Raw genomic sequence first — 23533 nt, forward strand, 5'->3', positions numbered from 1 at the left:
CCCTCGTGCGCAGCCCCAAGGACTTCTTCCGCCCCCTCGCCGTCGGCGCACCGGAGCCGGTGCGCGAGATCCCGGTGCGGCCGTCGCGGATGATCCACTTCTTCCCGCCCCACCTGGAGAAGGTGGTGGCCAAGCTGCCCGAGATCGCCGCCCAGGCCGACGTGGTGCTGGGCAACCTGGAGGACGCCATCCCCTCCGACAGCAAGGAGGCGGCCCGGGCGGGGCTGGTCAAGGTGGCCAAGGAGGTCGACCTGGGCGAGGCCCAGCTCTGGACCCGGGTCAACAGCCTCGACTCGCCCTGGGTCCTCGACGACCTGACCACGCTCGTCACCGAGGTCGGCGACAAGCTCGACGTGATCATGATCCCCAAGGTCGAGGGGCCCGAGGACATCCACTACGTCGACCGCCTGCTGGCCCAGCTCGAGGCCCGGGCCGGGCTCACCGAGCCGCTGCTGGTGCACGCCATCCTCGAGACGGCCCGGGGCGTGGCCAACGTCGAGGAGATCTGCGCCGCCAGCCCCCGCATGCAGGGCCTGTCGCTGGGCCCGGCCGACCTGGCCGCCAACCGGCGCATGAAGACCACCCGCGTCGGCGGCGGCCACCCCGGCTACCTCGTCCGCCAGGACCCCACCGGCGAGGACCTCACCGAGGGCCGGGCGACCTACCAGCAGGACCTGTGGCACTACACGATCGCCCGCATGGTCGACGCCTGCGCCGCCAACGGGATCCTCCCGTACTACGGCCCCTTCGGCGACATCAAGGACACCGTCGCCTGCGAGGACCAGTTCCGCAACGCCTTCCTCCTCGGCTGCGTCGGGGCGTGGAGCCTCCACCCGGTGCAGATCGCCATCGCCAAGAAGGTCTTCTCGCCCGACCCGGCCGACGTGGCCCACGCCCGAGAGGTCATCGAGGCCATGGGTGACGGCACCGGTGCGGTGATGCTGAACGGGAAGATGGAGGACGACGCCTCGGTCAAGCAGTGCCACGTGATCATGGGCCTGGCCCGCGAGCTGGCCGACCGCGACCCCGACCTGGCCGAGGCCTACGGCTTCTCGTCGACGGAGGCCTGATCGTGACGAACGACGCTGAACTCCGTCCCCGTCGGTCCGTCCTCTACATGCCGGGCGCCAACGAGCGGGCCCTCGAGAAGGCCAAGGGCCTCCCGGCCGACGCCATCATCTTCGACCTCGAGGACGCCGTCGCCCCCGACGCCAAGGCCGAGGCCCGCGACCGGGTCTGCGCCGCCGTCGGCTCGGGCGAGTACGGCGGCCGGGAGCTGACCATCCGGGTCAACGGCCTCGACACCGAGTGGCACACCGACGACCTGGCCGCGGCAGCAGCCGCCGGCCCGGCCGCGGTGGTCGTCCCCAAGGTCGGCTCCGTCGCCGACGTGCACGCCATCGAGAAGGGCCTCGAGTCCGCCGGAGCTCCCGACCACACGGCCATCTGGGCGATGGTCGAGACGCCCGCCGCCATGTTGGGCGCCCTCGACATCGCCTCGGCCTCGGAGCGCCTCACCGTCCTGGTCATGGGCACCAACGACCTGGCCAAGGAGCTCCACGCCGAGCACGTGCCGGGCCGCCAGCCGCTGCTCACCGGCCTGGGCCTGTGCCTGCTCGCCGCCCGGGCCACCGGGAAGGTCATCCTCGACGGCGTCTACAACGACATCAAGGACCCGGAGGGCTTCGAGGCCGAGTGCGTCCAGGGGCGCCAGATGGGCTTCGACGGCAAGACCCTGATCCACCCGAGCCAGCTGGAGCCGGCCAACCGGGTGTGGGCCCCGGCCGAGGACGCCGTCGCCGACGCCCGGGAGCTGATCGCCACCTTCGAGGAGGGCGTCGCCGCCGGCAAGGGCGTCGTCACCCACAACGGCCGCATGATCGAGAACATGCACGTCGACAACGCCCGCCGCCTGATCGCCCTGAGCGAGGCGATCGCCGCCCTCGACACCTGACGCGCACACGTCGCCCCGCAGGCGGTGTGCCTACGCGGCGGCCTTGGCGTTGTGGCCGAGGGTGGTGGCGGCGGCGCGGCCGTCGAGGAGGTACTGGGCGCCGGTGAAGAGGGTCAGCCCGACGGCGACCCACAGGGTGGCGTCGGCCAGCGTCGGGTGGTCGACGGTCCACGGCAGCAGGGCGAAGGCCACGGCGAACTCCTGCACGACCGTCTTGACCTTGGCCAGCGGGCGGGCGGGGACGGCGAGGCCGGATCGCCCCAGCCGGGTCCGGTAGGCGGAGATCGCCAGCTCACGGATGGCGATCAGCACCACCGGGAACCACATGAAGCGGCCCGCCGCGACCAGGGCGACGAGCGCCCCGAGCACCAGGACCTTGTCGGCCAGCGGGTCGAGGAACGCCCCCGAACGGGTGGTCCCGTGCTTGCGGGCCAGGTGCCCGTCGACGCCGTCGGTGAAGGCCAGGACGGTCCACATGGCGAACGCACCCCACGAGGAGGGCTCCCGCACCACGAGGACCAGCAGGGCCGGCGAGAAGAGGAGGCGGATGATGGTGACGGCGTTGGCCGGCGTCAGCAGCGCCGAGGGGCCGTAGCGGTCGACGTCGAGGAGGATCGGCTCGGGTCGCGGCTTCATGGCTGATCCCCCTTCATGATCCGTCGATCCTGCCACTCGGGCACGGCCAGCACTGCCCTCCGACCGGCTGTCACACCCCCGGGTTACCTTCGTCCCGTGCAGAACGGTCTCTACCTGGCCCCCTTCGCCGAGATGTCCGAGCCCGCCGCCGTGGTCGAGGTGGCCCGGGCCGCCGAGGCCGCCGGGTGGGACGGCCTGTTCCTGTGGGACCACGTCCTGCGCCCCGTCGACGAGGTCACCGACATCGCCGACGTGTGGATCACCCTGGCGGCGGTGGCGGCGGCGACCGAGCGCATCCGGCTGGGCCCCATGGTCACGCCCCCGTCGCGCCGCCGCATCGGCCCCCTGGTCCGCCAGACGACGACGCTCGACCGGCTGAGCGGCGGGCGCCTCATCGTGGGCCTGGGCCTCGGGGTCGACAGCGGCGGCGAGCTGACCCGCTTCGGCGAGGTCATCGACCCGCGTACCCGCGCCGCCATCCTCGACGAGAGCGCCGAGGTGCTGGCCGCCGCCTGGGCCGGCGAGCACGTGGTCCACCGGGGCGAGCACCTGACCGTCGACGGGGTCACCTTCGCCCCCCGGCCCGTGCAGCAGCCGCGCATCCCCCTCTGGTTCGCGGCCCGCGGGTCGGCGCTGCGCCCGGTGCGGCGGGCGGCCCGCTACGACGGCCTGTTCCTGATCGAGGCCACGGTCGAGGACCTCGAGCGGGCGCAGGCCGAGGTGCGGGCGGTCCGGGGCGGCCTCGACGGGTTCGCCATCGCCGTCAGCGTGTCCCCGCTCGACGACCCGGCCCTGCGCGACGTGCCCGGCGTCTCCTGGGCCATGCACTCGATGGCTCCCGTCGAGACGCTGGCCGACCTCCTCGAGATCGCCACCGCCGGCCCGCCCTGATCAGGAGGAGAGCCGCTCCTCGTGGACCGGGTCGAGGAAGGCCCGACCGCCGGGGGTCCGCCGGGACCGGGCGAACGTCACCGTGGCGGCCCGCCCGTCGAGGACCAGGGTCGCCAGCCCGTTGCCGAACCACGGTCCGCCCGTCAGCGACCACCGCACCGGGTCCCGGCCCGGCGCCGCCGTCAGCCGGACGATCCTCGCCCCCCAGGCGCCCACCCGGCTCGAGGCCAGCTGGAGCTTGCGCCGCAGCCCCTTGGCCACGCCGTGGCGGAACGGCGAGCTGACCAGCTGGACCACGGCGGTGCTGCCCTCCACCTCGGCCGGGGCGAGGTAGCTGAAGTGGACGTCGCCGGACAGGACGAGGGCGGTGGCCGGCGCCGGGCCCTCCTCGCCGGAGCCGACCGATCGGAGGAGGGCGGCGAGCTGGTCGAACGAGCGGCCGAAGCTGGGCCAGTGCTCGGTGTCGTTGCCGGCCCGGAAGCGCTCGGCGAAGCGGCGGCCGGGTCGGCCCCACCGGCCGGCGCCGAGGGCCTCGCCCCAGCGCTCCAGGTGGTGCACGCCCACGGGCAGCAGCCACGGCAGCGACGACCCGAGGAGGAGGTGGTCGACGCCGTCGCGGTCGACCCGGCACCGGTCGGCGACCCAGCCCATCTCGACCTCGTCGATGACCGCCCGCTCCCCCTCGACCAGGTGCCGGCTGTTCCGGGTGTCGGCCAGCACGAGGCGGGCGGAGCCGGTGCCGACCAGGTCGCGCGTGGTGCTCCAGCGCTGGGTGGTGGGGTCGGCCCGGTCCAGGCGCCACCCGTCGACCTGGTCGCCGAGGAGGTCGGTGGCGTCGTCGCCGGCGGCCACGGCCAGGGCGAGGACGTCGTCCTCCAGCTGGCTCGGGGTCAGGTTCCCCCAGTGCTGGTAGACCCAGTACGACACCAGCCCGCCGGTGATGCGGGCGTCCCACCACGGCTGGCGGTCGATGTCCTCGAGCCACCGGGCCGAGAGGTTCCAGTCGTCGATCACGTCGTGGTCGTCGAAGATCATCGCCGTGGGGACCGTCGACAGGAGCCAGCGCACCGGGGGGTGCCCCCAGGTCCGGTGGTACACCCGGACGTAGTCGGCCAGGTCGGCCAGGCTCCCCGGCGGCGGGGCGTCGGGCCCGTCGTGCACCGGCGGGTCGTGGACCACCAGGTCGGCGTAGAGCTGGTCGCCGAGCAGGGCCAGCAGGTCGGGCCACTCCCCCACGTCCGTCCCGGCGACCTCGGCGGCCAGGGCCTCCAGGGCGTCGACGCCGTGGCCGGGCTCGGGGTCGTCGGGACCGTGCTCCCAGACGCCGTCGAGCGGGGCCTCGAGCCGGCACGAGCCGAACACGACGCGCAGCGGTCGGGTCGCATCGGCGGTGCGGATCACGCTCGGCGGGTACCCGTCGACGCCGATGCCGGAGCGGGGCCAGGCCTCGGCGCCGTCGAGCGCGACCCGGTAGGGCGTGGCCGTTGCCGGGGGCAGGCCGTCGACGACGACGAGGGCGTAGTGGTGGCCGGCCACGGCGGTGGTCCGCGCCGCCCCGGACGCCTCCCCGGCGGCGACGGTGACCTCGCAGGCGGCGTCGGTCTCGACCCAGACGGTGGCCCGGGCCCCCTCCACGCTGCGCAGGATCGGGCCGAGGACGAGGCGGGGCATCCCCCGATCCTGGCCCACCCCCACGGCCGATGCGGGCTCAGGCCCCCCGGGCCGCCAGACGGCCGGAGATGTCGGCGCACTCCTCGCAGATCGCCTCGGGGACGAGGCCGAGGCGCATCAGCCCGGCGAAGGCCCGGCAGCCGAGGCAGAACCCGAGGACGGACTCGAGGGTGGCGGCCACGGTGACGGCCCCGACCAGCAGCCGGGGGACGACCGACGCACCGGTCACGACGAGCACCGCGACGGCGGTGACGGTCAGGGCCGCGCCGATGCCCTGGGCGAAGCGCTTGGGCGGTCCCGCCGTGAGGCGGGGCTCGACGGGGAGCCGGGGCCGGAGGACCCGGGTGACGAGGCGCCCCCAGGGGCTGAGGGTCGGGCCGGTCAGGACCCGGGCCACGAACCCGTAGGCGAGGACGGCGAGCAGGGGCCACCACCCCATCGCCACGTAGGCGGCGCTGAGGACGACGACGCCGCCGGCCACCATGCGGGCCGACACCTCGTCCACCGGGTTGGGGAAGCCGATCACGCTCACCCGGAAACCTTACCGGGACGATCAGGTATCCACGCCGTCCCTAGGCGCTCGGCGGCTCGGCGGGCGCGCCCTCGGGTCCGGCGGAGGGGCCGGGACCGGGGCCGGACCCGGGTGCGTCGTCGTCGCCCCCGCTCCCGCCGTCGAGCTCCTCGACCGTCATCAGCACCTCGCGGGCCTTGGAGCCGACCGATGGCCCGACCACGCCCCGCTCCTCGAGCAGGTCCATGATCCGCCCGGCCCGGGCGAAGCCGACCTTGAGCTTGCGCTGGAGCATCGACGTCGAGCCCAGCTGGCTCCGCACGACGAGCTCGGTGGCCTGGGCCAGCAGGTCGTCGTCGTCGCCGTCGGTGCCGCCCGACGACGAGCCCCCACCGCCGGAGGATCCGGTGGAGCTGTCGGTGCCGAGGACGGAGTCGTCGTAGACGATCTCGGGCGATTGGCGCTTCCAGTGGCCGGCGACCGCCCGGACCTCCTCCTCGGTGACCCAGGACCCCTGGACGCGGTGCGGCACGGAGGACGACGGGCCCAGCAGGAGCATGTCGCCCTTGCCGAGGAGGCGCTCGGCGCCCTGCTGGTCGAGGATGACCCGGCTGTCGGTGCTGCTGGACACGGCGAACGCCCACCGGCTGGGGACGTTGGCCTTGATGAGGCCGGTGATCACGTTCACCGACGGGCGCTGGGTGGCGATGACGAGGTGGATGCCGACGGCCCGGGCCTTCTGGGCGATGCGGGTGATCGACTCCTCCACGTCGCGGGCGGCGACCATCATCAGGTCGGCCAGCTCGTCCACCACGACGAGGATGAACGGCAGGCGGGGGTAGGTCGGGTCCAGGTCGGTCTCGGGCTGGAGCTCGCCCCGGTCGAAGGCGGCGTTGTAGCCGGTGATGTCGCGGAAGCCGACGGTGGCCAGCAGGTCGTAGCGCCGCTCCATCTCCCGGACGGCCCAGGCCAGGGCGTTGGCCGCCTTCTTGGGGTCGGTGACGACCTCGGTGAGCAGGTGGGGCAGCCGGTTGTACTGGCCCATCTCGACCTGCTTGGGGTCGACGAGGATCATGCGGACCTGGTCCGGGGTGGCCCGCATGAGGATCGACGTCAGCAGCGAGTTGATGCACGACGACTTGCCGGCGCCGGTGGCGCCGGCGATCAGGACGTGGGGCATGCCCGCCAGCCCGGCCATCACCGCCTTGCCGTCGATGTCGCGCCCGACGGCCACGTCGAGCGGATGGGTGGCGGCCCGGGCCTCGGGGCTGGCCAGGATGTCGCCCACCGTGACCAGCTGCTTCTTGACGTTGGGGATCTCGATGCCGATCGCCTGCTTGCCCGGGATGGGGGCGAGGATGCGCACGTCGGGCGTGGCCATGGCGTAGGCGATGTCGCGGTGGAGGCTGGTGACCCGGGCGACCTTGACGCCGGGACCCAGCTCGAGCTCGTAGCGGGTGACCGTGGGGCCGACGGTCATGCCCACCAGCCGGGTCTCGACGCCATGCTCGGCCAGCGCCCGCTCGAGGTGGTGCCCGACCTCCTCGACGGCCTTGCGGTCGACGGCCTGGGCCCCGGCCCGGGTGAGGAGCTTGGCCGGCGGCAGCTTCCACGCCGACGGCTCGGCGCCGGGGCCGAGGTCGATGGCCAGCTGCTCGGGGTCCTCGACGGGCTCGGGCAGCTTCGTCTTGCGGCGCCGGCGAGGGGCGGGGCCGCCACCGGCCTCGGCCTCGAAGTCGTAGATGGCCGGGTCGTCGGGGTCGGCGGCACCGGCCTCGGTCAGGTCGACCACGTCGCCGGGCACGCTGACCTGCGGGGCGGTGATCCCCGTGTCGTCGACCGGGGGGATGACGTCGCCCTTCTCGCGGTTCAGGTGGAAGAGCGAGCCGAAGGCCCGCACCCCCCCGGAGGCGGCGGGCCGGACGCCGGCCACGGCCCGCTGGGCCGCGGTCCGCAGGGTGAGGTCGAGGACGAGCACGACCCCCGCGACGAGAAGGAGCACCAGGACCGCCAGCGCCCCGCTCGTGGCCACGAGGGCCTGCAGGGGCTCGCCGATGAGGGCTCCCACGATGCCGGCCGCGTCGACCAGGTCGTCGCCGGGGCCGTCGATCGCGGGGGCGCCCTGGGCCAGGTGGAGCAGGCCGAGACTGGCCACGCCGAGGAGGACCCCGCCCAGCGCCCGGCGCGCCGGCCCGTGGGCCGCGGCCGGGATCTCACCGGTGTCGGGGTCCGGGACCGGCGGGGGCGCGGTGCGGCCCCGGATGAGCAGGACGCCGGCGACGAGCAGGGCGACGGGGACGAGGACCCGGGCGCCGCCGACGAGGAGGCCGACGAGGCGGTCGGCGCCCCGGCCCACGGGGCCGCCGGTGTCGCCGCCGTAGACGCCCAGGCCGCTCAGCACCGCCAGCAGGATCAGCACCAGCCCGGCCAGGTCGGCCCGGTGGCCCTCGGTCGCCCGCGACGTGGCCCGGGCCACCTTGACCAGGGTGGTGTCGGTCGGCGGGGTCGGGGGTCGGCGCCGGCCGGAGGTCGCCGTCGTGCGGCCCTTGGTCGTCGTGCGGGTGCGCGACGCGGGGGCCTTGCGGGTCGTCGAGGAGCCGGACGAGCGACGGGTCGGCTGGCGCGAGGACCCGCCGCGGCCCTTGGGGCGCGGGCTGCGGTTGGTGGCGGTCACGGTCGACCCAGGCTACCGCCCGACCCCGGCCCGCCCGGGGAGCCCCGGCCGGCCCGGAGGTCAGCGGGGGACGATGCCCGCGGCCCGGGCCGCCACCAGCCAGTCGGGGAACTCCCCGAGGAGGCGGCGGTAGAGCTCGGCGTCGTCGACGGCGTCGATGTCGTCGACGGCGAAGAAGCCGACGTTGTCGACGACCCGCCCCTCCAGCTCGTCGAGCCGCTCCAGCACCCCGTACTTGGCCTTCCCCAGCCCCACGAACTGCCAGAACGCCGGCCGCGACGAGGCGGTCCGCACCAGCTCGGCGATCTCGGCCCGCTTGGCGAAGCCCCCGTCGGTGAAGAACAGGACCAGCGTGGGGGTGGGGTCGTCGGGGCGGATGTCGTCGAGCACGGCCGTCATGATGGGGATCTCGTCGTTGCCGTGGCCGATGGCGTTGTAGTCGACGCCGCCGACGATGCCCTTGAGGTGGAGGTGGGTGTCGGCCCAGGTGTCGAGGTCCGCGACGTGGAGGTCCGGCAGGCGCATGTGGCCCCGGGCGTAGAGGTAGGCCTCGAGGGCGCCGTCGTCGTCGAGCTGCACCGCCACCGGCACCATCCGCTCCACCACCCGGTGGATCGCCTTGGTGGCGTACAGCTCCTTCATCGAGCCGGTCTTGTCGATCACGAGGATCACCCGGGCCCGCTGGGTCGCGGCCCCCTTCTCCAGCAGGACCTTGTGCACCTCCCGCTTGCGGAGGTCGAGCCGCTGGCGCTTCTCCAGCGACACCCTCTCCTCGCCGGGGACCGACCGGGGGCCGTCGGTCGGCGGGGCCGGGGGCGGAGGGGCGGGAGCGGCGGCCGCGGTCGGCGTCGCCGGCTCGTCGTCGGCCACGGCCACGCCGAAGTGGGTGACCAGCGAGGCCAGGCCTTCGGCCCAGCCGGCCGAGACCGAGCGCACCTTCCAGCCGTCGCCGCGCCGGTACACCTCCACCAGGAGGGCGGCCCGCTCGGCGCCCAGGCCCGAGGCCGGGGCGGTGTGGGTCGCGGCGCCGTCGGTCACCGTCGCGCCCAGCCCGGCCACCTGGCCCAGCGGGTGGGCCACGCCGTCGTCGAGGGCGACGGCCACGGCCAGCGTGGTCACGTCGGCCGGCACCGCGGCCAGGTCGACCCGGACCCGGTCACCGCCCACCAGCTCGACCGCCCCCTCGGGCGAGCGGGGCTGGTTGAAGAACACGAGGTCCTCCTCGCGCCGGACCGCTCCTTCGGCGCCCAGCTGGAAGACCAGCAGGTCGACAGTGCCCGGCTGGACCCCGGCCACGGAGATCTCCAGCGGTCCGCCGCTCAGCCCGGTGTTCGCACCCCGCCCGAGGTCCACGGCCGTCCCTAGGACTCCATCACCACGGGGACGATCATCGGCTTGCGGCGCGTGCGGGCGTTCACGAAGCGCCCGGTCGAGCGGCGCACCACCCGGGCGAGGGCCTCCACGCCGCCGGTCGGGTCGTCGACCAGCGCCTGCTCGAGCTCCTTGGCCACGACGGCACGGCACTCGTCGAGCAGATCCTCGGCCTCGGCCGCGTGCACCCAGCCGCGGGTGATGACCTCGGGGCCGACCACGATGGTGGCGGCGTCGAGGTCGACGCCGGCGATGACCACGACGACGCCCTCGTCGGCCAGGACCTTGCGGTCGCGCAGCACACCGTGGCTCACGTCGCCGATGCCGAGGCCGTCCACGTACAGGTAGCCGGCCGGGACCCGACCGGACCGGGTCAGCCCCTGGTCGGTGAGGGTCACCTGATCCCCGTCCTCGCACAGCAGCACCCGCTCGTCGGGGACGCCCATCTGCCGCCCGATGGCGGCGTGGGCGACCATGTGGCGGTACTCGCCGTGGACGGGGATGAACCACTGCGGCTTGGCGATCGAGTGGTACGTCTTGAGCTCGTCGGCCTTGGCGTGGCCCGTGGCGTGGACGTCCTCGACCCCGGAGTGGATCACCTGGACGCCGAGGCGCATGAGGCCGTCGATCACCTTGGTGACGTTCATCTCGTTGCCCGGGATGGGGTGCGAGCTGAGGATCACGGTGTCGTGCTCGTCGAGCTTCAGGAACCGCGACGACTGGTTGGCCATGAGGGCCAGGGCCGACATGGGCTCGCCCTGGGAACCGGTCGAGATCACGCAGACCTTGCCGGGCTCCATGTCGCCGACCTCGTCGATGTCGCGGAGGTGCGAGTCGGGGATGCTGAGCAGCCCCATCTCCCGCGCCAGGCGGACGTTCTTCTTCATCGACATGCCGAGGGTCGCCACCGTGCGGTCGAAGGCGATGGCGGCGTCGGCGACCTGCTGGATCCGGTGGATGTGGCTCGCGAAGCACGTCGTGACGATGCGCCGCCCCTCGTGGGCGTGGAACAGGTCGTAGAGGACCTTGCCGACCGAGGTCTCGCTGCGGCTGTGGCCGTGCTGGTCGGCGTTGGTCGAGTCGGCCAGCAGCAGCCGCACCCCCTCGTCCTCGGCGATGGCGCCGATGGCCGACAGGTCGGTCAGGCGGCCGTCGACGGGCGTGAGGTCGAGCTTGAAGTCGCCGCTGTGGAGGATCACGCCCTGGGGGGTCCCGATGGCGGTGGCGAAGGCGTGGGGCACCGAGTGGGTGACGGGGATGAACTCGCAGTCGAAGGGGCCGAAGCTCCGGCGCTCCCGGTCGCCGACGACGATCATCTCGGTGCGGTCGAGGAGGCCGGCCTCCTCGATGCGGTTCCGGGCCAGGGCCAGGCTCAGGGCGGAGCCGATGATCGGGAACGACAGGTCCCGCAGCAGGAACGACAGGCCGCCGTGGTGGTCCTCGTGGCCGTGGGTGACGATGCAGCCGACGATCTTGTCGCCGCGCTCGCGCAGCCAGGTGAAGTCGGGGAGCACCAGGTCGACGCCGGGCATGTCGGCGTCGGGGAACATCAGCCCGCAGTCGATCAGGAGGATCTTGCCCTCGGTCTCGATGGCGGCGCAGTTGCGTCCGATCTCCCCCAGTCCCCCGAGGAAGGTGATCGTGACCGGGGGTGCTGGGCTCATCGTCCCCCGACCCTACTGGGGGCGGGAGGGCGCTCCTAGACGAGCAGGCGCAGGTCGCGGGCGACGGCGCGCGCCGCCGCGGCGGTGCCCTCGGGGGCCGGCCCGAGGGGCAGCCGGCACTCGCCGATGGGCACACCCAGCTCGGCCATCATCACCTTGACGGCCTGGGAGAACACGCAGGTCTCGCTGTTCATGTAGGCGTAGCTGGGCAGGAGCCGGGCGTTGACGGCCCGGGCCCCGGCGGTGTCGCCGGCCTCGAAGGCGAAGAACATGTCGACCTGGAGCGCCGCGGTCCAGTGGCTGGCCACGCCCACGACGCCGACGGCGCCGTAGGCCAGGAAGGCGAGGGTGAGGGGCTCGTCCCCGCTGTAGACCTCGAACCCGGCCGGGGCGGCGGCGATCAGCCGGCCGGTCTCGGCCGGGTCGCCGCCCGCGTCCTTCAGGGCGACGATGGTGGGCACGTCGCGGGCCAGCCCGAGGATGGTGTCGGTGGCGATCTTGCGCCCGGTCCGGCCGGGGACGTCGTAGAGCATCACCGGCAGGTCCGACGCCGCGGCCACGGCCTCGAAGTGGGCGACCAGGCCGCTCTGCGGCGGCTTGTTGTAGTACGGCGTCACGGCGAGGACGGCGTCCACGCCGACCTCGGCCGCGGCCCGCGTGAGCTCCACGCTGTGGGCGGTGTCGTTGGTGGTCGTGCCGGCGACGAGGGGGACGTCGACGGCGGCGCGCACGGCCCGGAACAGCTCGATCCGCTCCTCGTCGCTGAGGACCGGGCTCTCGCCGGTGGTCCCGGCGACGACCAGGCCCTCGTTGCCGTGGTCGACCAGCCAGCGGGCCAGCTCACCGGCCGCCTTGGCGTCGAGCGAGCCGTCGGGGGCGAACGGCGTCGCCATCGCGGTCAGGACTCGTCCGAAGCGCGCCATCCCGGCGACCCTACCTCCCGACCTGGACGCGATCCCGCTCCCGTTCTGTCAATCCCCATGCGCCGTGGAGGCACATGGGGATTGACAGAAAGCGGACGGGTCAGGCCTTGGCGCCGGAGTTCACCTCGCCCTCGGCGAGGGCGAACATCTCGTACTCCTCGCCGGTGTCGGCCATGTCCTCGAACTGGATGACGCCGATCTCGCCGAAGCGCTCGCGCAGCCAGCCGTCGCCGGCGTCGAGCAGGCCCAGCTTCTTGCAGTTGGGGACGATCTTGGTGAAGAGCATCTGCTGGAAGAGCTGGCGGGCGGGCAGGTCCTTGATCACCGGGACGACCTCGGACGGCTTCATGCCCATCCGCTCCCACACCTCCTGCTGGAGGAAGCGGTCCCGCATGCGGAGGGCGGCCTCGAAGGCGAACTCCTGGCGCTCGCGCAGCTCGGCCGTGGTGAGCTCCTGGTAGTACTCCTTCAGCGTCAGCACCCCGAAGGCGACGTGGCGGGCCTCGTCGCTCATCACGTAGCGGAGCAGCTGCTTGAGCAGGGGCTCGGTGGTCATCTGGTGCATGAACCCGAAGGCGGCCAGGGCCAGGCCCTCGACCATGATCTGCATGCCCAGGTAGGTCATGTCCCAGCGGCTCTCCTCGACGATGTCGTCGAGGAGCAGGCCGAGGTGGGCGTTGACCGGGTAGGTGCCCGAGAGCTTGTCGTTGAGGTACTGGGCGAAGACCTCGACGTGGCGGGCCTCGTCCATCACCTGGGTGGCGGCGTAGTACTTGGCGTCGATCCACGGCACCGTCTCGACGATCTTGGCCGTGCACAGCAGGGCGCCCTGCTCGCCGTGGAGGAACTGGCTGAGCATCCAGTTCTGGCTCTGCACGCCGAGCTCGGTCCACTCCGTGTCACCCCACTTCTCGAACGGGGTGCCGGTCAGGTCCTGGTTCTCGTCGAGGCCGAGACCGGCGGCGGCGTTGGCGGCCACCACGGCCTCCTGGTCGACGTCGATCGACCAGTCGAGGTCGGTCTGGCCGTTCCACTGGGAGGTCTTGGCCTTCTCGTAGAGCTTGTCGAGGGGCTTGCGCTCGCCCTTGGTGTAGTTCCAGGTGAAGATGGCATCGGCGTTGTCGGCGACGGCGCGGATCGTGGCGTGCACGTCGGTGTTGCTGATGGCGAGGATCTCGGCCAGGTCGTTGGCGTCGGCCCGGCCGATGATCTCCTGCATCGAGGACATCTCGACGGCGTCGGGGGTCGGGTCGGTCGTGGTCATCGGTGCTCCAGGGAGGGGGTCTCGGACGGGTCCGTGGTGGGGGTGGTCAGGGCGGGGGCGAGGTAGCGGTCGACCAGGCGGGCGCACACGGCGCGGTCGCTCAGGTCCCACGCGGGGGTGGGGTTGACGAGGGCCGAGAGGAACAGCCGGGCGCCCCACTCGGCGGCCCACGCCGGGCCGTCGACGTCGTCGGGGCCGAAGAAGCGGACCAGGTGGGGGGCGGCGGCGCGCTGGACGACGCGCAGGAGGCGGTCCATCTCGCCGAAGCCGAGGACGGGGACGGCCAGCTCGGGCTCGTGGTCGAGCACGAAGCGGATGGCGGCGTGCCCGTCGAGGTGGACGGCCGCGGCGTGGAGGCCGTCGGTCAGGGCGGTGGCCAGGTCGGGGGCGGCGTCGGCGGCCTCGCCGACCACGGCCAGGAAGCGGGCCACCTCGCGCTGGGCCAGCAGGCCGAACAGCTCGTCCTTGCCGCCGGGGAAGGTGCGGTAGAGGGTCGCCCGGCTCATGCCGGCGGCCCGGGCCACGTCACCGAGGGTGGTCTTGGTCACGCCCCAGCGGGCGACGAGGGCGACGGTCGCGTCGAGGGCCCGCTCCTGGGCGGCGGTGGTCACCGCCGCGGTCTCCGTCATCGGTGAGACACTACGACCCTTCCTGTCTCACTGCAACGACCCCGGCGCCACGATGCCGGCGAGCAGGTTCCCCCGGACGAGGCGCCGGACGGCGTCGGGGTCGTCGAGGTCCCAGGACCCGGAGGCCATCAGGAACGACAGGACGTTCCGAGCCAGGAAGTCGGCGGCGTCCTCGGGATCGGTCCCCGGGACCAGGTCCGCGGCCTCGATGTAGGGGCGGAGGTGGTCCCGCACCGTCGCCTGGACCAGCGGAGCGCTCTGGCTCAGGTGCGGGAGGAGGCGCTCGGGCTCGGTGTCGACCACCTTCTGCAGCACGGCGTGCTCGGCCATCAGGGCCCGGCCCCGGATGATCCCCTGCTCGAGCCGGGTCGCCAGGTCGTCGATGCCCTCGAGCTGGCCGACCAGCACGATGAAGTAGCGGGCCACCTCCCACGTCACCGCCTCGGAGGTCAGCTGCTCCTTCCCGCCGGGGAAGTGCCGGTAGATGGTGGCCCGCCCCACGCCCGCCCGCCGGGCCACGTCCTCGACGCTCAGCCGGCCGAGCCCGACCTCCCCCGCCTCCTCGACGGCCGCGGCCAGGATCCGGGCCCTGACCTCGGTCACGGAGCGATCGTGTCGAGGCGGGGGTCGCCGGCGCGGGGCTCGTCGTCGGGGTCGGGGTCGTCGAGGCCCGGGGCGTCGTCGGGGTGGCGGCCGGAGCGCTCGCGCGCCGCCCGGCGCAGGATCATCGGGTAGCCGACCAGGGCGATGACCGTGAAGATCCCCCACTGCACGGCGTAGCTGAGGTGCGAGCCCTCGTCGTCCACGTCGGGCAGGCCGAGGGGCGTGGGCGAGGGGTCGGGGGCTCCCGGCTCCGGCGTCGTCAGCTGCACCCAGACGGGCAGGAGGTCGCCGTCGACCTGGGCGTCGAGGCGGTCGAGGTCGATGCGGGCCAGGCTGGCGAGGCGGCCCTCGTCGGGATCGGTGGCCCCCAGGGTGCCCCGCTCCTGGGAGGTGTGGAGCAGGCCCTCGACCTCGACCTCGCCGGCGGGCACCGCCCGGTACTCCTCGGGCACCTCGCTGAAGCGCCCGTCGTTGCGGATCCACCCCCGGTTGACGGCCACGACCCGTCCGTCGTCCAGCTCGAGGGGCACGACCACCCACGACCCGGGGGCGTCGTCGAGGCTCCGGCCGCGGATGAGGACCTGCTCGTCGGGACGGTACGTCCCGGTCGCGGTGACCCGCCGGTCCTCGGCGGCGGCCCCGTCGGCGTCGTCGCCGGCCGGGAGCAGGGTGGCCACGTCCACCGGGTCGGCGGCGATCCGGGCCGCGAGCTGGGCGTTGCTCTCACGCACCTCGTCGAGGCGCCGCAGCTGCCACAGGCCGAGGTTCACGAAGGCCACCACGATGGCCAGGACCACGACGTGGGAGACGATCCACCACGGGCGCAAGGCGAACCGGTACACGGGCCGAGGATACGGAGCGCCGGGCGAGGGCTCCACTCGGCGCCCGCCCTGCCATGATCGGTTGCTTGACCGCCGACGCCGAGGACACTGCCGACCCCGTCCGGTCGGCGCGGCCGCAGGGGCCCCCGAACGACACCACCCGCAACCTCGTGGTCGGCGCGTGCATCGCCCTCTTCGTCGTGTCCCTCGTCGGCGACTCGTTCCTCTCGGTGCTCTACGACCGCCAGCCCGAGCTGTTCATCGCCCTCAACTCCCGCAACCGCAACCTGGTGCTGGCCAAGCCGTACCTCGCGTGGTGGGCCTTCTTCGGCATCGGCGCCGCCCGGCTGCTGCTGTCCGACCCCCTGTTCTTCGTCCTCGGACGGTGGTACGGAGACGCCGGGATCCGCTGGCTCGAGCGGCGCAGCGCCACCTACGGCCCGATGGCCCGGGCCGCCGAGCGGTGGTTCGGCAAGGCGTCGTACCCGCTGATCGTCATCGCCCCCAACAACTACATCTGCCTGTTCGCCGGGGCCTCGGGCATGCCCGTCCCCGTGTTCGCGGTGCTGAACGTCGTGGGCACGTTCGGACGGCTGACCGTGCTGTGGTTCGTGACCGACTCGGTGTCGGAGCCGCTCGACTGGCTGCGCGAGCTGATCTCCGAGAACCGCCTGCCGTTCTTCGTCCTCAGCGTGGCCCTGGTCGGGGTGTCGCTGTTCCTCGACCGTCGCGCCGGCGGGGGCGAGGTCGACGGCCTCCTCCACATGGACGAGGAGATCAGGGAGATGGAGGCCGAGCGCGGGGCCGGCCCCGACGACGTCTAGGCCGACGGCTCCGTCAGCCCCAGGAGGCGGTCCAGCCCGACGGTGACGCCGGGGTGGTCGGCCACCCGCTTCACCGCCAGGACCACGCCGGGCATGAACGAGCTGCGGTCGTAGCTGTCGTGGCGGATCGTGAGGGTCTGGCCCGTGGTGCCCAGCACGACCTCCTGGTGGGCGACGGTGCCCCGCAGCCGCCGGGAGTGGACGTGCACCCCGCCCACCGTCGCCCCCCGGGCGCCGTCGCTCACGACGTGCGTCGTCGGGTCGGCGGCCCAGTCGGCCGACGCCGCGACCATGCGCTCGGCGGTGGACATCGCCGTCCCCGAGGGGGCGTCGATCTTGCCGTCGTGGTGGGTCTCGACGACGTCGGCGGTCTCGAACCACGGCGCCGCCAGCTCGGCCATGTGCATCATCAGCACGGCCCCGATGGCGAAGTTGGGGGCGATCACGCAGCTGCTCGTGGTGAACAGGCCGCGGGCCCGGTCCACGTCCTCGTCGGTGACTCCGCTCGTGCCCACCACGGCGTGGACGCCGTTGGCCGCGCACCAGGCCATGTTCTCCCGGGCGGCGTCGATGAGGGTGAAGTCGACGGCGACGTCCGCCCGGGCAGTGGCGATGTGGCCGGCGTCGGGCTCGACGACCAGGTCGGTGTCGAGCCGGGTGACCTGGCGCAGGTCGATCCCGGCGTGGTGCGGGTCGATGGCCGCCACCAGCTCGAGCGCGGGATCGTCGATGACGGCCCCGCACACGGTGCTCCCCATCCGGCCCGCCGCCCCGAAGACGGCGACGCGCAGACGGCTCATGCTGCCGGACGCTACCGGACGCCCGCCGTCCCGTCCTCGGTGGGGCCCCGAGGCGGCAGGGCCGGGCGGCCCCGGCGGCGAACCCTCCGCCCCGCGCCCCCGACGACCTACGGTGACGCCCGCCACATGCCCACCTTCCCGACCCTGCTGCGGAGTCGGGCTCCCGAGTCGGACCCGTCCCGACCGGCGCGCCCGTCAGACCGCGCCGACCCCGCGTCGGCACCCCCCCGGTTGCGCCGACGTCCGCTCCTGGACGGCCTCCGGGGGCTCATGGTCGCGGTCACCGTGCTCTACCACCTGCACAGCGGGTCGTGGCTGCGCGGCGGCTGGCTCGGGGTCAGCGGGTTCTTCGTCCTCTCGGGGTTCCTCATCACCAGCCTGCTCCTCGTCGAGCGCCGCCAGAACGGGTGGGTGTCGCTCCCCCGCTTCTACGCCCGCCGGGCCCGGCGCCTGGCGCCCGTGCTGCTGGCGGTGGTCGCCGGGACGGTGGTGGCCGTCCAGCTGACCGGTGCCACCCTCGACCGGGCCCGGTTGCGGGGCGACGCCTGGGCGACGCTCGGGTACGTGGCCAACTGGCGGTTCATCCAGACCGACCAGTCCTACTTCTCGTCGTTCGAGCCCTCGCCGCTCCGGCACACGTGGTCGCTGGCGATCGAGGAGCAGTACTACCTGGTGTGGCCGCTGGTCCTGATGTTCCTGGTGTCGATGGTCGGCCGCCGGTACCTCCCGCTGCTCCTGGCCGCCGGCGCCGCCGCCTCGGCGTGGTGGGCCGGGCACCTCGTCGCCACCGGGACGGCGATCTCCCGGGTGTACGACGGCACCGACACCCGGGCCCAGGAGCTGCTGGTGGGCGGCGTGGCGGCGGCGATCGCCCTGGAGGTGGGCCCGCCGGCGACCGGGCCCGGTGGAGCCGCCCGGCGCCGCCACGCCGCCACCGCCCTCGGCCTCGGGGGTCTGGCCGTCTTCGTCGGCGCCGCCGTCGTGCTCCGACCGACGACGCCCGCCACCTACACCCGCGGCCTGATCCTGCTCGTCGCCGTGGCCGTCGCCGGTGTGGTGGTCGCCTGCGCGACCACCGACCGGGGGCCCCTGGCCACGGTGCTCGGGGGTCGGCTCATGCGGGGCCTGGGGGCCCGTTCGTACACCCTCTACCTGGTGCACTGGCCGGTGATCGTGCTGCTGGACGAGCCCCGGGTGACGTGGGCCCCGCTCGCCCTCGACGCCGCCCGGGTCGTCGTGGCCCTGGCCCTGACCGAGGTGCTGCACCGCGGCATCGAGGTCCCCTTCCACGAGGGCCGGGTCCGCCTGGCCCGCCCGGGTCGGATCCTGGCCGAGGCGACCGTGGCGGCCGTCGTCGTGGTGGGCGTGGCCACGTGGGTGCCGGTCAGCCGGTCGGAGACCGAGGAGCTGGTGATGGCCGAGCCGTCGGTCGTGACCGCCCCCCCGACCTCGGCGGCCACGCCGGAGGCGCCCCGCGTGCCCCGGATCGTGGTCCTCGGCGACTCGCAGGCCTACCCGCTCCTCCGTCGGGCCCCCACCGACGGCGTCGTCGTCGCCGGCGCCCACCACGGTGGCTGCGACATCGTCGGCGAGGTCATCTCCGTGGGCGACGTGCCCCTGGAGTCATCCGACGGGTGCGAGGAGTGGCCGAGCCGGTGGAGCGAGGCCCTGCGGGGCGGCGCCGACTCCGTGGTCGTGACGCTGGGGCTGCGCCAGGTGTTCGACCCGGTGGTCGCCGGCGAGCGCGTCCCGCTGGGCAGCCCGGAGTGGGAGCGGCTCTACCGCGACGGCGTCGACCGGGCCGTCGCCGTGATCCGGGCGAGCACGGCGGCGCCGATCCTGTGGTTCGACGTGCCGTGCTACCGCTGGTACCTCACCGCCGGCGAGGAGAACGACGCGACCCGCCTGCGCACGGTCAACACGGTGCTGGCCGACCAGCTGGCGCACCACCGGGGGGTGACCGTCGCCCCCTACGCCGCCCAGGTGTGCGCGGGCGCCGACGGGACCGAGCTGATCGAGGGGATCCGCCCCGACGGGGTGCACCTCGACGAGGCGGCCACCGACCAGGTGTGGGGCTGGATCCGGGGCCAGCTGGCCCTCGACGGCCCGACCCGCTGACCGCCTACCGGCCGATGTCGACGCGAGAGGCGACCCGCGCCGGGCTCGTGACCCAGCGCACGGCACCGCCCACGGCCAGGCCCACCAGGAACCCGGTGGCGATGGCGCCGCCCCACAGCTCCTTGACCCAGACCAGCTCCTGGCGGCCGACGGCCTCGATGGTGGCGAACATGGCCGCCCACATGGCCGCCACGGCCGTCCCGGTGGCCAGTGGGTGGGGCTGCTGGTGGGTCCCGCCCAGGTCGGAGACCAGGCCGTAGACGAACAGGGCGATGGTCAGCGGCAGGGCATCACGGCCGCTGGCGACGAGCGGGGCCACGCCCAGCAGCCCGAAGGCCACCGTCCAGGTGCCCGAGACCGGGGCCGACCGGGCGCGGACCAGGACGACGACGAGGCTGACGAGGACGCCGAACCAGAGCGTCTGGGCCAGCCCCCGGGACGTGTCGTAGTCGAGGTAGCTGGTGCCGACGAGGGGCTCGAGGTAGGCCCCGGCCTGGAACCGGCTCCCGCCGATCAGGGGCGTCAGGTACCCGGTGAAGAGCGAGATGACCACGAGCAGCGACGTCACCGACAGGGCCAGGATCACGGACCGCAGCACGTCGAGCGGCACCGACGGACCGTCGGCGACGACGCCGATGGGCGTGGCCATCAGCAGCACGAGCCCGGCGAAGACGAGCAGGTGGGGCGGGCTGACCAGGGCCTGGAACGACGCCTCGATCCCGAAGGCGTCGTGCCAGACGCTGTCGGCGATGCCGCCGGCGGTGAGCGCGGCCAGGCCCGCGCACGCGCTCCGGAGCAGGGTGAGCGGGGCGCGGGGGCCGTGCACCAGGGCGAAGGCCCCGAGCACGAGGGCCACCCCGGCCACCCCGCCGTAGAGGACCAGGTGCCAGCTCGACAGGAAGTCGCTCTCGCCGACGGTGAACCCGAAGGTCACGTGCCGGGCGATGTCGCCGAAGAGCCCGATGGCGGCCACGGAGTTGGCGACCATCAGGGCGAACAGCCAGACCGGGGGGACCCGGCCCGCGACCCTCGTGTCGGCCATCACACCTTGGCGATGACGGGCGTCTCGACGTCGGAGTAGTCGACCTCCACCGCCAGCACCTCCTTGGCGATGGTGGCCCGGTGCGGGTCCAGGTCCTCGTCGGCCACCGGCAAGGTGAGGGCGATGCGGTCGGTGAGGGCCAGCCCGGCGTCCTTGCGCATGCCGTTGACGTGGTGGATGAGGGTGAGGACGCGCGACTCGGTGCGCAGCTCGTCGTCGAGGGCGGTGTCGAGGGCCAGGGTGACCCCGTCGGCGGCCGCGACGGCCCAGCCCTCCACCTCGGTCCGCTCGACCAGGACCTCGTCGGCGCTGAGGGTCCGACCGGCCACGTCGACGCCACCGTCGTCGCGCGCCACGAACTCGCCGGCCTCGAGGGCCTGGCGGACGGCGACGACGTCCTTGCCCAGCTTGGGCCCGAGGACCTTGAGGTTGGGGCGGACCTTGAGCCGGGTCGCCTCGACCGTGCCCAGCACGACCTCCTTGACGCGCAGCTCGGAGCCGATCTCGTCGAGGTGGCGGGCGACGCGGGGCTCGCCCTCGACGACGATGCGGCGGAGCGGCTGGCGCAGGCCGATCTTCACCTTCTCCCGGGCCTGGCGGCCCAGCTCGACCACCCGGCGGACGGCGGCCACGTCGGCCAGCAGCTCGGCGTCGGGCGCGGCGACCTCGGGCCACCCGGCGAGGAACACCGAGGCGGGGACGGCGTCGTCGTCGAGGGGATCGACCACCAGCCGCTGCCAGAGGTGCTCGGTGAGGAACGGCATCACCGGGGCGATCGTGCGCAGGGCGGTGGTGAGCGACGACCACAGCACCCGGATGGCGACGGGGTCACCGTCCCAGAAGCGTCGGCGGGAGCGGCGGATGTACCAGTTCGACAGGTCGTCGACGTAGGCCTCGAAGGCGCGGATGACGTTGACGGTGAGGTAGTCCTCGTAGCCCTGCTCGGTCTGGGCGACGAGCTGGGCGGTGCGGGCCAGGGCCCAGCGGTCGAGGTCGGTCAGGCCGTCGTCGCCGGCGTCGAACCCGTCGAGCAGCGCCGGGTCGGGCGCCACGTCGGCGATCACCGCGTACTGGACCAGGAACGAGGCGCTGTTCCAGAGGGTGAGCAGCTTGCGCTTGATGTCCCCGGCGGGGCCGAAGCCGAAGAGCAGGTTCTGGTTGGGCGGCTGGGCGCAGCCCTGCCAGCGCATCACGTCGGCGCCCATCTCGTCGAACGCCTGCTCGGCGCTGATCATGTTCCCCCACGAGCCGTGCATCTCCCGGCCGGTCTCGTCGAGCATCTTCTCGTAGCCCAGCACCTTGCGGTACGGGGCCCGCCCGGTGAGCACCACCGACATGAACAGCTGGGAGTAGAACCAGAGCCGGATCTGCTCGCGCATCTCCGAGACCCACTCGGCGGGGAACCACTCCTCCCAGTAGGCGTGGTCGGGCAGGTCCGCGGTCGTCAGGCCCTTGGCCGCGCCGGTGGCGTAGCCCTCGGGGACCGCCGTGGGGTTCTGCCAGCCCAGGGTCGAGAAGGGGACGATGCCGGCGTCGAGCCAGACGTCGCCCACCTCGGTGACCCGGGTGACCACGTCGCCGCACTCGGCGCAGCGGATCCGGACGTCGTCGATCCACGGTCGGCGCAGCTCCTCGAGCCCGTCGAGGCTGTCGACGGCCCGCTCGGCCAGCTCCTCCTGGGACCCGATGACGGTGATGTGCCCGCAGGTGCAGGGGTAGAACGGCAGCGGCAGCCCGTAGTAGCGGCGGCGGGAGATGTTCCAGTCGCCCATGTTGACCAGCCAGTCGTCCATGCGCTTGCCCATGTAGGCCGGCGTCCACTCGACGGTGGCGTTGGCGTCGCGGAGGGCCCGGCGCAGGTCGTCGTCGACCCGGATGAACCAGTCGTCGGAGATGCGGAAGATCAGGGGCGTGTGGCACCGCCAGCACTCGGGGTACCGGTGCTCGATGGTGCCGGCCTCGACCAGGCGGCCCCGGGCCTCGACGTCGGCGATGATCTCGTCGGCCGCGGCGCGGGCGCCCTTGCCCGCCAGCCAGCCGAAGTCGTCGTAGAAGAGGCCGGACTCGTCGACCGGCGTGATGACGGGGAGGTCGTGGACCTGGCTGAGGCCGAAGTCCTCGGTGCCGCAGCCGGGGGCGATGTGGACGATGCCGGTGCCGTCGTCCATCGACACCTCGTCCCACGGGATGACCCGGTGCTCGACGGCCCGCTCCGCCCGCAGGTCGTCGTAGGGCCCCTCGTAGCGCCAACCGACCATGTCGGCCCCGGTGACGATCTCGTCGAAGGCGTCGTCGGGGAGGACGGCACCGTCGACGAGCTGGCGCTCGACGGCCCGCCACTCGCCGTCCCGCAGCCCGTAGCGGGCGGTGGGCGACACCGCGGCGGCGACGTTGGCCGGCAGGGTCCACGGCGTGGTGGTCCAGATGACGACGGCCTCGCCGGGCCGGTCGAGAAGGGGGAACCGCACGTACAGGGAGGGGTCGGTCTGGTCGACGTAGCTGCCGACCAGCTCGTGGGCGCTGATCGAGGTGCCGCAGCGGGGGCACCACTCGGTGGACCGGTGGCCCCGGTACAGCCGCCGCTGGTCCTGGACCTCCTTCAAGAAGCGCCAGATGTAGGAGATGTTCGTGTCGCTGAACGTGTAGTAGCTGTTCTCCCAGTCCATCCACTGGCCGAGGCGGATGGAGCCCTGGGTGAGAGAGGCCGAGGACCGCACCACGACCTCGCGGCAGCGGCGGGCGAACTCGGCCAGGCCGAACTCCTCGATCTCGCGCTTGGAGTTGAGGCCCAGCTCCTTCTCGACGCCGACCTCGATCCACAGGCCCTGGCAGTCGAACCCGTTCTGGTAGCGCTGGTGGAAGCCCTTGAGGGCCTTGTAGCGCTGGAAGACGTCCTTGAGCGTGCGACCCCACGCCGTGTGCACGGCCAGGTCCTTGTTGGCCGTCACCGGGCCGTCGACGAAGCTGAACCGGGGGCCGTCGGCGTTCTTGGCGCGCACCGCGTCGAAGGTCCCCTGGGCGGCCCAGAGGTCCAGGATCTGCTGCTCGATGGAGGGGTGGTCGGGCTTGTCCGGCAGCGGTGCGAACATCGGGTTGACGCTACCGGAGGGGTTCATCGCTCCCCCAAGGCTCGCCCG

At 73.5% G+C, this 23533-nt stretch carries 19 protein-coding genes; 5 read left to right on the forward strand and 14 right to left on the reverse strand.

All coding sequences use genetic code 11. The annotated features are described in order from the left end of the window. Window positions 1–5 precede the first annotated feature (5 nt). Window positions 6–1070, forward strand: coding sequence for a CoA ester lyase (locus tag HC251_RS13125; RefSeq protein ID WP_219941062.1), 1065 nt, complete (start codon window positions 6–8; stop codon window positions 1068–1070). A 2-nt stretch (window positions 1071–1072) separates the two neighbouring features. Then, window positions 1073–1954 carry a CoA ester lyase gene (locus HC251_RS13130; protein ID WP_255566398.1) on the forward strand — a complete coding sequence of 294 codons (882 nt, stop codon included), beginning with the start codon at window positions 1073–1075 and terminating at the stop codon, window positions 1952–1954. 30 nt (window positions 1955–1984) lie between these two features. Here HC251_RS13130 and HC251_RS13135 read toward each other — a convergent pair whose 3' ends face one another. Then, a complete protein-coding gene (locus HC251_RS13135) occupies window positions 1985–2590 on the reverse strand; it encodes a CDP-alcohol phosphatidyltransferase family protein (protein ID WP_219941063.1) in 606 nt (201 codons plus the stop codon). Between the two features lie 96 nt (window positions 2591–2686). Between HC251_RS13135 and HC251_RS13140 the strand changes: the two genes are divergently transcribed. Further along, window positions 2687–3481 (forward strand): LLM class flavin-dependent oxidoreductase, encoded by a 795-nt coding sequence (locus HC251_RS13140; RefSeq protein ID WP_219941064.1) that lies wholly within the window; start codon window positions 2687–2689, stop codon window positions 3479–3481. Here HC251_RS13140 and HC251_RS13145 read toward each other — a convergent pair whose 3' ends face one another. The 10 genes from HC251_RS13145 to HC251_RS13190 all read right to left on the reverse strand — a co-directional run bounded on the left by HC251_RS13145 (window position 3482) and on the right by HC251_RS13190 (window position 15633). Beyond that, the gene (locus HC251_RS13145; RefSeq protein ID WP_219941065.1) at window positions 3482–5152 is read right to left on the reverse strand and encodes an alkaline phosphatase D family protein; all 1671 of its coding nucleotides are present in this window, start codon (window positions 5150–5152) and stop codon (window positions 3482–3484) included. 37 nt (window positions 5153–5189) lie between these two features. Beyond that, window positions 5190–5684 carry a DUF4395 domain-containing protein gene (locus HC251_RS13150; protein WP_219941066.1) on the reverse strand — a complete coding sequence of 165 codons (495 nt, stop codon included), beginning with the start codon at window positions 5682–5684 and terminating at the stop codon, window positions 5190–5192. A gap of 40 nt (window positions 5685–5724) precedes the next feature. Further along, window positions 5725–8337 (reverse strand): DNA translocase FtsK, encoded by a 2613-nt coding sequence (locus HC251_RS13155; RefSeq protein ID WP_219941067.1) that lies wholly within the window; start codon window positions 8335–8337, stop codon window positions 5725–5727. Between the two features lie 60 nt (window positions 8338–8397). Next, window positions 8398–9690 (reverse strand): VWA domain-containing protein, encoded by a 1293-nt coding sequence (locus HC251_RS13160; protein ID WP_219941068.1) that lies wholly within the window; start codon window positions 9688–9690, stop codon window positions 8398–8400. A gap of 8 nt (window positions 9691–9698) precedes the next feature. Further along, on the reverse strand, window positions 9699–11372 hold the full coding sequence (locus tag HC251_RS13165; protein WP_219941069.1) for a ribonuclease J: 1674 nt from the start codon (window positions 11370–11372) through the stop codon (window positions 9699–9701). Window positions 11373–11407: 35 nt separating this feature from the next. Beyond that, a complete protein-coding gene (gene dapA, locus HC251_RS13170; RefSeq protein WP_219941070.1) occupies window positions 11408–12295 on the reverse strand; it encodes a 4-hydroxy-tetrahydrodipicolinate synthase in 888 nt (295 codons plus the stop codon). Between the two features lie 100 nt (window positions 12296–12395). Beyond that, entirely contained in the window at window positions 12396–13559 is a 1164-nt protein-coding gene (locus HC251_RS13175; protein WP_255566399.1) for a ferritin-like domain-containing protein, read from the reverse strand. Next, a complete protein-coding gene (locus HC251_RS13180; RefSeq protein WP_219941071.1) occupies window positions 13556–14188 on the reverse strand; it encodes a TetR/AcrR family transcriptional regulator in 633 nt (210 codons plus the stop codon). Before HC251_RS13180 ends, HC251_RS13175 begins: the two co-directional genes overlap by 4 nt. A 27-nt stretch (window positions 14189–14215) precedes the next feature. Next, on the reverse strand, window positions 14216–14791 hold the full coding sequence (locus tag HC251_RS13185) for a TetR/AcrR family transcriptional regulator (protein ID WP_219941072.1): 576 nt from the start codon (window positions 14789–14791) through the stop codon (window positions 14216–14218). Further along, the gene (locus HC251_RS13190; RefSeq protein ID WP_219941073.1) at window positions 14788–15633 is read right to left on the reverse strand and encodes an SURF1 family protein; all 846 of its coding nucleotides are present in this window, start codon (window positions 15631–15633) and stop codon (window positions 14788–14790) included. The genes HC251_RS13185 and HC251_RS13190 overlap by 4 nt, the downstream gene beginning before the upstream one ends. Before the next feature lie 65 nt (window positions 15634–15698). Here HC251_RS13190 and HC251_RS13195 point away from each other — a divergent pair, with 65 nt between their 5' ends. Next, on the forward strand, window positions 15699–16436 hold the full coding sequence (locus HC251_RS13195) for a DedA family protein (RefSeq protein WP_219941074.1): 738 nt from the start codon (window positions 15699–15701) through the stop codon (window positions 16434–16436). On the opposite strand, the gene dapB is transcribed toward HC251_RS13195, so the two are convergent. Beyond that, window positions 16433–17236 carry a 4-hydroxy-tetrahydrodipicolinate reductase gene (dapB, locus tag HC251_RS13200; protein ID WP_219941075.1) on the reverse strand — a complete coding sequence of 268 codons (804 nt, stop codon included), beginning with the start codon at window positions 17234–17236 and terminating at the stop codon, window positions 16433–16435. The genes HC251_RS13195 and dapB overlap by 4 nt on opposite strands. 126 nt (window positions 17237–17362) lie before the next feature. Between dapB and HC251_RS13205 the strand changes: the two genes are divergently transcribed. Continuing rightward, window positions 17363–19354, forward strand: a complete 1992-nt coding sequence (locus HC251_RS13205; protein ID WP_255566400.1) for an acyltransferase family protein — start codon at window positions 17363–17365, stop codon at window positions 19352–19354. Between the two features lie 4 nt (window positions 19355–19358). On the opposite strand, the gene HC251_RS13210 is transcribed toward HC251_RS13205, so the two are convergent. Both HC251_RS13210 and HC251_RS13215 read right to left on the reverse strand, forming a co-directional pair. Further along, window positions 19359–20396, reverse strand: coding sequence for a hypothetical protein (locus HC251_RS13210; RefSeq protein WP_219941077.1), 1038 nt, complete (start codon window positions 20394–20396; stop codon window positions 19359–19361). Further along, window positions 20396–23485: a class I tRNA ligase family protein gene (locus HC251_RS13215; protein WP_219941078.1), complete on the reverse strand. Its 3090-nt coding sequence runs from the start codon at window positions 23483–23485 to the stop codon at window positions 20396–20398. The genes HC251_RS13210 and HC251_RS13215 overlap by 1 nt, the downstream gene beginning before the upstream one ends. Window positions 23486–23533: the final 48 nt, after the last annotated feature.

Origin of the sequence: Iamia sp. SCSIO 61187, assembly GCF_019443745.1 — a bacterium.
Lineage (GTDB): Bacteria > Actinomycetota > Acidimicrobiia > Acidimicrobiales > Iamiaceae > Iamia.